Below are 13,849 nucleotides of genomic sequence, written 5' to 3' on the forward strand. Positions count from 1 at the left end.
AAACTTATGCAGCCTGAACTTCTGAAAAAAATTAAAGAGGAAATTGTTATATGGCATGTAGGCGCGATCCCAGGAATTGCAGTGATAGGGCTAGTGATTATCCTTCGTCTAACTGGTTTAATACAATCTTTAGAGTGGTTAGCTTTTGATAGTTTTCTCCATATACGTCCTGCCGAACAGATAGATGAAAGACTTCTGATTCTGGGAATTAATGAAGAGGACATCCGTAGTTTAAAAACCTACCCGATACCAGATAAAGAAATCGCATTTTTGCTGAAAAAATTACAAACCTATAGTCCTAGAGTCATTGGACTCGATATTTTTAGGGATCTGCCAGTTGAACCTGGGCATTCTGAACTAGTAACAACAGTTAAGGAGATGAAGAATTTAATTACTATTGAAAAAGTATTACCTGAGAAAGTTGATGCACCACCATACTTGCTCGTTGAACAAGTTGGTTTTGTAGATCAAATCCCAGATGCTGATGGCAAATTGAGACGTAGTCTGCTGGGAACACCAACACCTAAAGGATACAAGTTTTCATTGTCTCTACTTTTGGCAAAAATTTATTTAGCAGCTGAAGGCATTAGTTTAGAAAACGGCAAGCATGATCTCGCTGCTATGCGGTTTGGAAATACTGAATTACCCCAGTTTTTACCTAACTCTGGGGGATATGTGCGAACCGATGCTGGTGGTGTTCAAGTACTACTCAATTTTCGTAGTGGTCGAGAACGATTTAGAACTTTATCTCTGAATGATATCAAAACAGGAAATTTTCAGCCTGAGTGGATACGCGATCGCATTGTGATTATTGGGATGACTACCCCTAGTCGTAAAGATTTCACAACCACTTCTGCTATTCCATCTACAACTAAATCTGCCCCAGGGCAAATTTATGGAGTAGAAATCCATGCCCATGCTGTTAGCCAAATTATCAGTGCAACCCTTGACAATAGAGCACTAATAAATACTTGGTCTGACGGCTGGGAATATATCTGGATATTAGGTTGGGGTAGCTTGGGGATTTGTTTAGCTAGATTCACAACATCTCCATTAATAAATCTTTTGGCTGTTGGAATTGCTAGCACTAGTCTAGTAGCCATTAGTTATTTATTTCTAACTTGGGGTTTGTGGGTTCCATTTATACCAGCAATAATAGTTTTGGCTTTTAATGGTGTAGGAATGACGGCTTTCTATCAATATGATCAGGCACTACGTTCTCGAATTAAAGCCCACAAAACCGTCATTGAGCATACATTTGAAACGATTCACAATGGTCCACTGCAAATACTCGGAAAAGCTTTAAAGCGTATTCGAGATCAAGATTCGCCATCAGCAGAATTACTTGCAGAAATAGAAAAAGAACTAGAAAAACTGAATCATGACCTACGGGGAATTCATGAATTTTTACAGCGAGAACCTCCATCTCAAGATAGTAGCCTTTATTTAGGAAAAGGTTTAGAGTTGAATTTGCAAGATCCTCTTCACGAACTTCTTTATCAAGTCTACAGTCATGTCTTAGAGCGAAACTTTCCCTACTTTAGAAAGCTTAGAGTTAAAATCCGGTCATTTGACCCTATAGATGAGCGAGGCTTAAGTGTTGAAATAAAGCGGGGACTCTGCCGCTTTCTGGAAGAGGCTTTATGCAATGTCGGCAAACACGCCATAGCAGTAACCCGCCTTGAAGTCACTTGTTCTTCATCTGAAGGCTGGTACACTCTAAGCATTATAGATGATGGCTTGGGTATAAACTCATCTAGAGAAGGTCGGGGAACACAGCAGTTTAGAAATTTAGCTCGACAACTCAAAGGCAAATTTAGGCGAGTAGCACTTACTCCTAGAGGGACTCTTTGTGAGTTGTCTTGGCCTGTAGTAAAGTTTTACTTGTGGTAATAAAAAAATATATATTACCTATTTTATTGACAATTTATCCCCTTGGATAGATTTTCGTCTTGCTAAGAATACCATTTTATCCAGCAAAATAGGGGTGTTTCCTATCATCAATTTTGAACAGAGAAAGATGTAATTATGCCTGTAAAACAACCAGAAAACAAAAAACCAATCTAGCTTTAATTGCATTAGTATTTAACTATTAATTTAGGCATTTTACTCAAAATTAGAGAGAAAAATTATCTAATATTTTTAGCCAATATTCTCGGAAATTTTGGATAAATAGCACAGATGATTGGCAACATTAATAAAAAATGTAGCTAATGATAATGTTTAAGTTAAAAATTCAGGATTTACTAAGTGTCCAAAGTCAAGAATGGGTTATCAAGGGACGATTCTATGATTTTTTCAATGCGATGCCGAAGGAGACAAGATAATGATTCACAGGAAGTGGCTCCTGCACAAACTTTTGGATGCCAAACTTTTAACAAGTTGTATTTTGAGTATGACGCTGGGTTTAAGTCAGACTGCACTAGCTGGATATCAGCCACCGCCCGATCAAAAACCTCCAAGTGGGCATTCCGACTCATCAGGAGTCAGGGGAGTTCACAATAATCGGCGGGCGACGCTAACACTACTCGCTCCAGCAACCTACGTTGGAAGAACTACTTTGCCCCCTCGAAGGTAATCTCTATGCCGAAGCAAGAATGTGGTGCAATACATTTAGATAGCAAAGTTTTTGTCAAAAAAATATTTCTTAATCTTTAATCAAAAAATATAATGTTATTTTAGAGATAAATGTATAATTACTGTAATTAATCACACATAAATCATTCAGTGTTATACAGTTGGGCCTTTAAAAGTGGCTTCTTGCCAAACGTATTTTGCTCAACAACCGTGCCAATATAGACAGTAGAGTGTCATCTTGAGCAAGAGGAAGGCTAAATAACGCTGTGCAGATAACATTCTTAGGCACGAGTTCCGGGGTACCCACGCGATCACGTAATGTTTCCAGCTTCGCCCTGCGATTACCGCAACGGGCAGAACTGTGGTTATTTGACTGTGGTGAAGGTACTCAACATCAACTTTTGCGGAGTGACTTGAAAAGTAGCCAACTCTGCCGAATTTTTATCACCCACATGCACGGTGATCACATTTTTGGCTTGATGGGACTTCTTGCCAGTTGTGGTTTAGCTGGGAATGTAGAACGAATTGATATCTACGGTCCATCTGGATTAAATGAATACCTGCAAGCTGCCTCACGTTACTCCCACACTCACTTTTCTTACCCTGTCAAAGTTCACGCCGTTCGTCCAGGGGTAATTTACGAAGATGATGAGTTCACCGTTAGCTGTGGTCTATTGCATCATCGCATTACAGCTTTTGGCTACCGCATAGCCGAAAAAGACCGAACAGGACGCTTTGATCTAGAAAAAGCTAAGGCATTGCAAATTCCTGCCGGTCGCCTTTATGGTCAACTTAAGCGTGGTGAAACGGTGACCCTTGATGATGGACGAGTGATTAATGGCAGCGAATTATGTGGACCTAGAGAAATTGGCCGTAAGATTTCCTATTGTACAGATACAGTTTATTGTGACGGCGCGGTGCAATTAGCACAGGATGCGGATGTGTTAATTCACGAGGCAACTTTTGCCCATCAAGATGCAGACATGGCTTTTCAAAGGTTGCATTCTACAACCACAATGGCAGCGCAAACAGCTTTAGCTGCTGGGGCCCATCGACTTATTATGACTCATTTCAGCCCCCGCTATGCTCCTGGAAATACCCTAGATCTTCAGGATCTACTTCAGGAAGCCCGTGCTATTTTTCCCAGCACGGACATGGCTCATGACTTCATGGTTTATGACGTACCCAGGCGGCGGGAAGTTGAGTTAACTAAAGTAGGTGTTTGAACTTTTTGGGGCGTTACGGAAGTCGTAACACACCCCTAAATTCTTTTCTAATTATTTGCGCCTACCTAATTATCAGAGCCAGTCAACTTGTTTTTTACAAATTTCCTATTGAGTTTATAAAATCTTTAATTTTAATAATCACCCTCAGCCTAATTTTTACTTTAATTTTCTACTTTCTTGTCACAAAAAGTACATTATATAATAATTTAATCCTATAGATTTAAAGTTTTTAGGCTTATTACTAGGAACTGAACTATATCCATAAAAGACTAAATATTAGTATAAAATTAACAACTTACTCCAAGCTATAAAATCCTTAATTAGTAAGTCTTTTGTAAAGATGTAGAGCGAGGATTGACTATCTCCATAGTTTTACTTTAGCCTCAACCTTATTACTTCAAATCGCCATCTAACTTCAAATATTTTCAGCGTAAATTTATTGTAGTGCCTACTTCTACTTTGCAGTTATAGTCATGAATACCCTCGCTGCCTAAAGATTGTAAATAAAAAGCCCAAAAAATTCTCAGAGTTTTTACTCTATACAAAAACTACTGTTTTAACTAGAACTTAGTAACCTTTAATTCCTCTTTAAACAAACCCAATAAAATAAATTTTTGAAAAAACTTGTTAACTCAATGCTGATTAGCAACACATAGGCATGAATTCATAAAAATGCAAGCGCTACTTAGGAGAATATTCTAGGAAGTAGTTCTGCCATAAACGGAAGCATAATTGTTGAGAATTTGCTAGAAATCATTGAGTATAACTACATCTCAACCCAAATTACCACAATGAGCTTCCAGATATAGTGTTTTAACATTAGAGGACTTTGATAGTGGCTAAAACTGGTCTGAATCGAGAAGAAATGGTTACTACCTCTGCACAAGGCATAGTTGAGATCAGACAACTATCTACAATTCTGTTTCAGCGACGCTTTCTCATCTTGGGTGTTTCCTGCCTAGTCATGACAGTTACAAGCCTTCTGGCTGTTGTTACCAAACCGACTTACCAAAGCTCTATGCAGATACTGGTGAGTTCTAACTTGGATAAAGAGGTAAGGTCAACAAATGTTCAGAAAGATGTAACTAGCGAATTAAATGACGTAAATTTTTTAGTTGTTGACAACAAGACTCAGATGAAATTAATGCTGAGTTCCAAACTGATCCAAAAAGCTGTACATTTGCTGCGTTCTAATTATCCAAATATCACTTTAGAAGATATCAAAGGTAAAAGGGCGATCAGCAAAATATCATCACTGAAAGTGACTCAAGTTGCAGGAGAATCAGGAGTTAATCGGGTTTTTAGTCAAGTCTTTGAAGTTTCCTTTAAAGACCATGACCCAGTGAAAGCCCAAAGAGTGCTGCAAGCCCTACAAAAAGTTTACCAAGACTACAATATAGAGCAACGCCAGCAGCGTTTGAATCAGGGGCTAGCTTTGGTTAACAATCGCCTGCCGAAAATTCAAAAGGAGGTGAGAGAAGCTGAGAAAAAGTTGGAACAGTTTCGTCAGCAACATAATTTACTCGATCCGCAAGTACAAAGTAAAATCCTGCTGGGATCTCTTGCTGAGGTTCAAAAACAGCGACAAACCACTCGTATACAGATCCAAGAGTTACAGGCTCAGTACAATAATCTAGAGCAAAAAATTGCATCTTCTACCCAGAACCCATTAATTTCCTCGCCTTCGAGTCAGTCAACCCGCTACCAAGCGCTACTGAACGAGATTCAAAAGACGGAAATGGACTTAGCTAAGGAGCAGATGCGCTATACAGACGACTACCCAACAGTAAAAAAACTTAAGCAGCAACGCCAAAGTCAACTGGCGCTATTACAGCAAGAGATGGCAGACAAAGCTACTACCACCAGCAGTACAGCAAAACCATTATTGACACAAGACCAGATGGCGAAGGTTGACCAGCAGCTAGTAAACGAGTTAATTCAGGTGCAGACGACTGCTATTGGACTAATTACCAATGAAAAGAATCTAGCTGAGTCAGAACAGCAAATCCGCTCGCAGCTAAATAAGTACCCCAGCCTCATAGCGGAGTACAACCGTCTGCTGCCGGAGGTGGGAGCTTCTCGCAAAGCACTTGAGCAACTACTTCAATCACAACAGTTTCTGGGACTAAAAATTGCTCAGGGAGGGTTTGATTGGCAAGTTGTAGAAGAACCGGAACTAGGAATCTACATGGGCAATGGTAGATTATTACTGTTACTTGGGGGAGTGCTAATTGGGCCGATTTTAGGTGTAGCAGCAGCCCTAATTTGGGCATTTTTTAATAATGCTATTTTTTCGGCAAAAGATTTACAGAAGCTAACAAACAGACCGTTATTGGGGTCAGTGCCAAAACTAGCGCCACATGGTAAGAACAAGCGAACCAAGAGCCTATCTTTAAAGGGATGGCGAACCGAAGCTCCTTCTATGGTAGAAGCTAGTACTGGGTTGCCTGTCCATGAAACCCTGGATATAATCTATCAAAACATTCAAATATTAAAGTATCCCTTCCGTTTCAAGTCACTGATGTTGACTTCAGCGCTACCTGGGGAAGGCAAAACAACCTTGGCTTTGGGGCTTGGGGCTAGTGCGGCCCATATGCATCGACGGGTACTCGTTATTGATGCCAATTTGCGATACCCTAGGCTGCACAAAATTCTAGAACTGTCCAATGACTGGGGGCTATCTCTATTATTAGTGGATGGGACAGATGCCAATTTTGATGATTATATTCAGCCGATTCATCCCTATATTGATATTTTGACTGCTGGTCCGACACCAGATGATGCGGTGAATTTGCTAAGTTCTCAGCGGATGAAAGAATTGATTGAGTTGTTTGAGCAAACCTATGACCTAGTGCTGATAGATGCACCGGCTATTTTCGGCACGGTTGATGCCAGGATTGTGGCATCTTTGTGTAATGGGATTATTATGGTGGGGCGTATTGGTCAGGTATCTCCAAATGAACTGATTCAAGCTACAGAAGTTTTGAACCAGTTGAATTTAATTGGCATTGTGGCTAATGAAGTGAGCAATTCTCCAAAACTCCTAGCATCCTAGACCATAAACCAACAGATCCCTATTCTTTCTCAATTACCCTTCAAGCTTTGAATCTAAGTTTTTAAATCTAATTTAAACCAACCATACCCAATATGGTTAAGTTAGATGAGAAAAAAGGGATTTACGTGGCATTTATGACAGGAATCCTCAATGTAAAAACTACGATGCTTCAAAATGCCTAAAATTATTAAATAGACGCCAATACTGTTGGTTTATGTTTCTGTTGCTCTGGGTGGAGTAACTTTACTCAGGACTTACTATTTCTTTAAGGATATAATTACCTGAGGGAGAATGTTAATTCTCTGGTGATTTGAGAGCCTGATCCAAAACGTGCCTAGCCTGTTCTGCTTTAGTTCGCGCTTCTTGATAACGTAGATTAGCTTGGGCAAAATTTTTGAGAACTTTAAAACCTTCTTTGAGACGAGCAATTTCTTCTTCAGTCACTGACTGATCTGAGAACAGAACATCAACAGCCTGACGAATTTCTAATGCTTCAGCGCGTGATTCCTGGACTTTTAGCTTGAGTGTGGCCAGGTTGCTTAGAACCTGAACAGCTTGTGTAATGGCGTCTTCACCGCTAGCAGTATCAGTGATTGCTTCCTTCACCTCAATTAATTGTTGAGGGCTAAATCCTTCTTCTAGTTCCGTGGGTAGCTTACCTGCATCCATCAACTCCATCAGCTGATCCATTGCTTTTTCACGGGCTTTGGCTGAATCTTTGCCAGGAACAGTGAGGATAATTTCTGGACTTTGAACGAGAGTGTACTGAACCATATTTAGGCGGAAAAATTGCTGGTTAACCAATCCGGGCAAATTATCATAACATGAAATCTCCCCTGCTAGATGACTTGTTGCAGCTAGACCTCGACGGCTACCAGCTAGATTAATCAGTTTTTAATATTTTTCGGTTAGTGATGAAAAGCTTTATATAACCCTGTTGTGTCACTCTCCGAAAACATTTGCTATTTCTGAATTCTAGAGCTTTTATCTACCAAGCGATTGCACAATTTCTTTCTAATAACAAATACAACACCCATTTTTTTCTAATAGGATAGGTTGGATTGATTGGTTGATCAGGCTTTCAGAGCTTGCCCTCCCGGAAAGTGACAAAAGCGGGGTATATAGAGTTGTGTGTACACGCTAGCCATTTTGACGAGGGGTTAAATTTCCCCATTCCCTTAAAAAAGGGGCAAATCGAGTTTTAACCGAGAAGTATTGAACTAGTCTTGATCTGTTGCCCAAAATCAAACTTTATACTGAAGAAAGAGAAAGTGAATTTTAACAGGAGGGGAGAGCAATGGCTCCCAATCCCAGCATCATGCGATCTGTGGAACAATTGGGCTACCGAGTCACTGTTGGTGATGTGGCAAGCTTTGCAGGATTAAATGTAGCTGAAGCGAGTCAGGGCTTATTAGCCTTGGCGTCTGATGCTGGCGGACATTTACAGGTAGCAGAATCAGGTGATATTGTCTACCTATTTCCGCAGAATTTCCGGGGAATATTGCGTAATAAATACTTGCAGTTGCGGTTGCAGGAATGGTGGAAAAAAGTCTGGGGGGTGCTTTTTTACTTAATTCGTATTTCCTTTGGAGTTTTCTTAATTGTTTCTATCGCTCTGATAACGGTTACCATCATGGTCATCATTACGGCTATCAATTCAGATCGCGACGGTGACAATAGGAGTAGTAATTCTGGTGGTGGTGGTGGGTTTTTCTTTTTCCCAGATTTATTCTGGTATTTTAGTCCAGGTTATGAGACTAACAACCAGGAACGCCGGCGGGAAAGGGGGGAAAACAGCGATCTCAATTTCTTTGAGGCTGTGTTTTCGTTTTTGTTTGGTGATGGTAATCCTAATGCCAATTTAGAAGAACGCCGCTGGCAAGAAATTGGTACTGTGATTCGGAATAACCGTGGTGCAGTAGTAGCAGAACAAATTGCTCCTTATCTTGATCATATTGGTGAAAAATATCAACAAGAGTACGAAGATTATATGCTGCCGGTGTTGATCCGATTCAATGGGCAACCGACGGTAAGTCCTGAAGGGCAAATTGTCTATTATTTCCCTGAGTTGCAGGTGAGTGCCACTAAAAAGCGTCGTCAGGCAATAGCAACGTATTTAGAGGAATTTCCCTGGCGTTTTAGTGCGGCAAGTTCAGGACAAGTCTTGCTGAGTGCGGGCTTAGGTGTACTCAATTTTGTTGGTGCGTTGGTACTGGGAAGTTTGTTGAGAGACGGCGCAGTTGCGGCTCAATTGGGTGGATTGGTGGCTTTTGTACAAGGGATTTATTGGCTGCTATTGGCTTATGGAGCGGGTTTTTTGGGTGTACCCTTAGTGCGTTATTTCTGGATTCAGTGGCGCAATCGCCAAATTAGCGATCGCAACCACAATCGTCTTAACCGAGCTAGGATATTGGCAAACCCGGATAATTCTTTACAGCAGAAGATTACTTACGCCCGTCAGTTTGCTGGAGAAAAAGTCATTGGTAAGGAAGATTTAGCCTACTCTACCGAAACGGATTTACTTGAACAGGAAGTTGAGCATTCTGCACAAATTGATGCTGAATGGCAACGGCGATTAGACGCGTCACAAGATTAAGTTGATTACCTAAAAAAGGTGGGCAATGCCTGCCTTTTATTTTTTACTTTACGCGTCCTAACGAATAGAATTGATGATTTTATTTTTGATTTTTTGCAGCATATAACATCATGGGAGTTGATAAATTTGTGACTTTAACCGAAAGACAAGGACGTTTCTTTCGAGTGTTATCTTTTGTGAGTATGCCGTTTTGTCAAAACTGGGGTGGGTAGTGCTTGCCAATAATTTTTGCAATATGCTAAAATAACGCTTATGTCTGTCAACTCATATGATGATTGCATATTATTACCGCTTCTAGGCTGACTAAATTCTGGGAAAAGCACCCCAACTCACAAACTAGCCTGAAAATTTGGCTCAAAAATACATCGAAGGCTAAATGGCAGAACTTTGTAGAGTTACGTCAGACCTTCCCATCAGCTGATCAAGTTAGTAATCTCACAGTTTTTGATATAGGCCATAATAAATATCGACTAATTACCTTGGTAGATTACAACTTTCAAAAAGTTTTTATCCGCCATGTCCTCACCCATGCAGAATACGATAAGGAGGACTGGAAAAATGACAACTGGTATACGTAACACTAACGCTTATATCGAATTACTCAAATCTTTTCCGCCGCGTCCCATCACTTCGGAGGAAGAATTCTTCGCTACGCAAAAAGTAATTGATTCCCTAATTGATAAAGGTGAATTAACACAAGATGAAGAAGATTATCTAAATGTTTTAGGTACTCTAGTTTATGAGTATGAAGAACAGCATAATACTATCCCAGATATTTATGGCGTGGAGTTACTCAAGGCTTTGATAGATGAGTTTAGTGTGCAGCAAAAAGACTTAGTTCCTATTTTTGAAACTGAGTCTATTCTTTCTGAAGTTTTGAATGAAGAACGCCAATTAACTATTGATCACATTCACAAACTTGCGGAGTTTTTCCATATTCCACCAGATACATTTTTTCAGTCATAAATTAACCTCATCCTTCTCTCCTCAGCACTTCCCTCTGCGTACCTCAGCGTTAAAAAGTAATTTCCTCACTCATTCTCTGTTCCAGCAATTCCAATAAATCATCAACATCCAAAGCAATCTGTTCAAAACAAATCGGTGGCGGTGGTTCTGGTGCAAACTGAATTAACTTAACTTCACCTTTACCAATGCCAATCATCACTACTTCAATTTCTGGTTTGTGATTTTCGACAATTCCCAAAATCTCTTGAAGTCGATTGTCAACATTATTATTGAGTTTTTCTATAGCTTCTTTGGGACAATAAACAAAATGTAGTGTGGGTTGTAAATCAATGCCGATAGTACCCTGAGAGTCACCATTTGCTAACCACAACCCCCAAAACAGAGCCGCTAATTCTGGTCGATTTTCTTTGACAAATCTATCTAATTGGCCACGCCACTTGTTTTCTGTTGTTTCCGGCTGGGTACTACCAAACATCATCATAATCTAAAGTTAAATATTCAAAATTGGTTGGGGTGTTTTGGGCAGGCGAGACGCCTACCCTACAAGAAATGTATAATTTCACACTATGCAAACTAGATTTGGTTTGGCTTACCTCAAACCAGACTGCACACGCCAGAGACTGCTATAAATGCTATTTTTCTCCAGCAGTTGTTCATGGGTGCCCGATTCTACTAATTCTCCATGTTCTATGACATAAATGCAATCAGCATTCCGGATGGTGGAAAGACGATGTGCGATCGCAATTGTTGTTCTATTGGCAGTTATCCGTTCTAGCGATCGCTGAATTGCCGCTTCTGTTTCATTATCCACCGCTGAGGTAGCTTCATCCAAAATCAAAATCGGCGGATCTTTCAACACGGCGCGGGCGATCGCAATTCGTTGTCTTTGTCCACCAGATAGCTTTTGCCCCCGCTCCCCGACAATTGTCTCATAACCTTGAGGCAAGCGGCTGATAAAGTCGTGGGCTTCTGCGACCTTCGCCGCCATGATAACTTCTGGTTCTGTCGCCTCAAAACTGCCATAAGCAATATTATCTGCCACCGTACCATGAAATAAAAACACATCCTGACTCACCAAGCCAATACAGCGGCGTAAATCCCGCAAATTCAGCTTTTGTAAGTCAACACCATCCAGAGTGATTTTTCCCGTTTGCACCTCGTAAAACCGCAATAAAAGCTTGACTAGAGTGCTTTTACCAGAACCAGTCGAACCCACAATGGCGATCGTATTTCCGGCGGGTATATCCAAAGACAGATTTTTAACAACTGCTAATCTCTCATTATAGGCAAAAGTGACATTTTGAAACTCCACTGCACCGCGCACCAAATCTACAGGTAAATCAATATTTCCGGCATCAATAGCAATTGGAGTATCCAACAAATCCATCACCCGATTAGTAGAAGCCATTGCCCGTTGATATTGGTCAAATGTTTCACCTAATCTGGTTAACGGCCAGAGCAAGCGCTGGATTAAAAACACTAAAACACTGTAAGCACCGACAGACATCTTTCCGGCAACCGCTGCCATACCGCCATACAGTAGCAATGCGGTAAACCCCACCAAAATCAGCATTCTGATTAAAGGAACAAAGGCGGCAGAAAGAGTAATTGCCTTAGCATTACTTTGGCGATAAGCATCACTTTCTACTTCCAAGCGTGACGCTTCATAAGTTTCAGCAGTAAAACTTTTAATAGTAGTAATACCGCTGATATTATTTGCCAAACGGGAATTGAGAAACCCTACTTTTTCTCGCACATCAGCATAGCGAGGCGCAAGTAACCGTTGATAAGCTAACGAACCCCAGAGGATAAATGGCATTGGCGATAAAGCCATCCACGCCACACCGGGAGCTAAAATAAAGAAAGCACCACCAATAATTACAACGGTTGTGGCAACTTGGATAATATCATTCGCGCCTACATCCAAAAACCGCTCTAATTGGTTAATATCATCACTGAGGATGGACATTAAACCGCCAGTGCTGCGTTCTTCAAAATAAGCCAATTCTAAATCTTGCAAATGTTTGTATGCATCCAAACGCAAGTTATGCTGAATGTTTTGCGCCAAATTCCGCCAAATTCGAGCATAAGCATATTCAAAAATCGATTCTAGTACCCAAACGATCACAGTGAGCAAGGAAATAATCAAAAATTGTCCAAAGACATCCTTCACCCCCAATTTGGCAATAATAGAATCCTGCTGTTTTACTACCACATCCACCGCAATACCAATTAAGCCTGGTGGTGCCAAGTCGAAAAATTTATTGAGGATAGAATAAGTAGTTGCCAGCCAAATTTGTTGCCGATACTGATGTCCATAGTCAAAGAGGCGCTGGAGGGGATTTACAGCATGTCTACGCCTTTTTGATTCCCGATGAGATTTAGATGCTATAGCCACAGCCGTTTACAGTTGCGTGCAGCTAATACTAGCACAAGAACTCACCTTTGTAGCATTTATTAGGCGTATCCAGGGTGACGTGTCAACATAATACAGGAGTTGCCTCACAACAGAACAGGAGAGAGAAAATTGAAAACTCAGCAATTTGCAAATTTGCCAACTACGATTATCGGAATTGTTTTGGCAATACTGGTGGCTATCGGACTCAATTCCTTTATAATTATCAACCCAGGACAAGCAGGAGTGATTAGCATCTTGGGTAAAGCTACAGATGGCGCTTTACTAGAAGGTATTCACCTAAAACCACCATTTATCTCTGTGATAGATGTGTATGATTTAACAGTGCAAAAATTTGAAGTACCAGCGGAGAGTTCAACTAAGGATCTGCAAAATTTATCTGCGAGATTTGCCATCAACTTTCGCCTCGATCCGATGCAGGTAGTTGAGGTGAGGAGGAAACAAGGTACCTTAGAAAATATTGTGTCGAAAATCATCGCTCCCCAGACACAGGAAGCCTTCAAAATTGCCGCCGCTAGAAGAACTGTAGAAGAAGCAATTACCAAACGCAGCGAATTAAAAGAAGACTTTGATAGCACTTTAGGCGATCGCTTAGTTAAATATGGGATAATCGTTTTGGATACGAGCGTAGTTGACTTGGCTTTTTCACCAGAATTTGCCAGAGCAGTTGAAGAAAAACAAATCGCGGAACAACGGGCGCAAAGAGCCGTCTATGTAGCGCGGGAAGCCGAACAAGAAGCACAAGCAGACATCAACCGCGCTAAGGGTAGGGCAGAAGCTCAAAGACTCTTGGCAGAAACCCTCAAAGCCCAAGGAGGGCAGTTAGTTCTGCAAAAAGAAGCAATTGAAGCTTGGAAGAGTGGCGGCGCTCACATGCCCAATGTCCTCGTTATGGGTGAAAATTCCCAAGGTAGCGTCCCCTTCATATTCAACCTAGGGAAGCTGCAAAATCAACCTTGATTTTAGTCAAAAATACTAGTAAGGTGGGCAAGTCCCACCTTAGACACAGAAGC

The 13,849-nt window shown here is 40.8% G+C and carries 10 protein-coding genes; 7 read left to right on the plus strand and 3 right to left on the minus strand.

Annotated elements, in window-relative coordinates:
* Positions 1–6: 6 nt before the first annotated feature.
* From CYLST_RS08050 to CYLST_RS08060, 3 genes are all read left to right on the plus strand, one after another.
* On the plus strand, positions 7–1,893 hold the full coding sequence (locus CYLST_RS08050) for a CHASE2 domain-containing protein (RefSeq protein ID WP_015207212.1): 1,887 nt from the start codon (positions 7–9) through the stop codon (positions 1,891–1,893).
* Between the two features lie 950 nt (positions 1,894–2,843).
* On the plus strand, positions 2,844–3,803 hold the full coding sequence (locus tag CYLST_RS08055; protein WP_015207214.1) for a ribonuclease Z: 960 nt from the start codon (positions 2,844–2,846) through the stop codon (positions 3,801–3,803).
* An 835-nt stretch (positions 3,804–4,638) separates the two neighbouring features.
* A complete protein-coding gene (locus tag CYLST_RS08060) occupies positions 4,639–6,858 on the plus strand; it encodes a GumC family protein (RefSeq protein ID WP_015207215.1) in 2,220 nt (739 codons plus the stop codon).
* A gap of 294 nt (positions 6,859–7,152) precedes the next feature.
* Here the strand turns inward: CYLST_RS08060 and CYLST_RS08065 are convergent, their stop codons facing one another.
* Positions 7,153–7,632: a hypothetical protein gene (locus CYLST_RS08065; protein ID WP_015207216.1), complete on the minus strand. Its 480-nt coding sequence runs from the start codon at positions 7,630–7,632 to the stop codon at positions 7,153–7,155.
* A gap of 523 nt (positions 7,633–8,155) precedes the next feature.
* On the opposite strand from CYLST_RS08065, the gene CYLST_RS08070 reads away from it, so the two are divergent.
* The 3 genes from CYLST_RS08070 to CYLST_RS08080 all read left to right on the plus strand — a co-directional run bounded on the left by CYLST_RS08070 (position 8,156) and on the right by CYLST_RS08080 (position 10,420).
* Positions 8,156–9,454: a hypothetical protein gene (locus CYLST_RS08070; RefSeq protein ID WP_015207217.1), complete on the plus strand. Its 1,299-nt coding sequence runs from the start codon at positions 8,156–8,158 to the stop codon at positions 9,452–9,454.
* Between the two features lie 275 nt (positions 9,455–9,729).
* Positions 9,730–10,032, plus strand: coding sequence for a type II toxin-antitoxin system HigB family toxin (locus CYLST_RS08075; RefSeq protein WP_015207218.1), 303 nt, complete (start codon positions 9,730–9,732; stop codon positions 10,030–10,032).
* Positions 10,013–10,420 carry a helix-turn-helix domain-containing protein gene (locus CYLST_RS08080; RefSeq protein WP_015207219.1) on the plus strand — a complete coding sequence of 136 codons (408 nt, stop codon included), beginning with the start codon at positions 10,013–10,015 and terminating at the stop codon, positions 10,418–10,420. Before CYLST_RS08075 ends, CYLST_RS08080 begins: the two co-directional genes overlap by 20 nt.
* Before the next feature lie 49 nt (positions 10,421–10,469).
* On the opposite strand, the gene ccmS is transcribed toward CYLST_RS08080, so the two are convergent.
* Positions 10,470–10,898, minus strand: coding sequence for a beta-carboxysome assembly chaperone CcmS (gene ccmS / locus CYLST_RS08085; protein WP_041233509.1), 429 nt, complete (start codon positions 10,896–10,898; stop codon positions 10,470–10,472).
* A gap of 111 nt (positions 10,899–11,009) precedes the next feature.
* Positions 11,010–12,818: an ABC transporter ATP-binding protein gene (locus CYLST_RS08090; protein WP_015207221.1), complete on the minus strand. Its 1,809-nt coding sequence runs from the start codon at positions 12,816–12,818 to the stop codon at positions 11,010–11,012.
* A 129-nt stretch (positions 12,819–12,947) separates the two neighbouring features.
* Here CYLST_RS08090 and CYLST_RS08095 point away from each other — a divergent pair, with 129 nt between their 5' ends.
* Positions 12,948–13,796 carry a prohibitin family protein gene (locus tag CYLST_RS08095; RefSeq protein WP_015207222.1) on the plus strand — a complete coding sequence of 283 codons (849 nt, stop codon included), beginning with the start codon at positions 12,948–12,950 and terminating at the stop codon, positions 13,794–13,796.
* The last annotated feature ends 53 nt before the right edge of the window (positions 13,797–13,849 follow it).

It is taken from the genome of Cylindrospermum stagnale PCC 7417 (genome assembly GCF_000317535.1).
GTDB classification, from domain to species: Bacteria; Cyanobacteriota; Cyanobacteriia; order Cyanobacteriales; family Nostocaceae; genus Cylindrospermum; species Cylindrospermum stagnale.

Coding starts and splice junctions, on each gene's coding strand:
- CYLST_RS08050 (WP_015207212.1), top strand. CDS start 7: ATGCAGCCTGAACTTCTGAAAAAAATTAAAGAGGAAATTGTTATATGG.
- CYLST_RS08065 (WP_015207216.1), bottom strand. CDS start 7,632: ATGGTTCAGTACACTCTCGTTCAAAGTCCAGAAATTATCCTCACTGTT.
- CYLST_RS08070 (WP_015207217.1), top strand. CDS start 8,156: ATGGCTCCCAATCCCAGCATCATGCGATCTGTGGAACAATTGGGCTAC.
- CYLST_RS08080 (WP_015207219.1), top strand. CDS start 10,013: ATGACAACTGGTATACGTAACACTAACGCTTATATCGAATTACTCAAA.
- ccmS (WP_041233509.1), bottom strand. CDS start 10,898: ATGATGTTTGGTAGTACCCAGCCGGAAACAACAGAAAACAAGTGGCGT.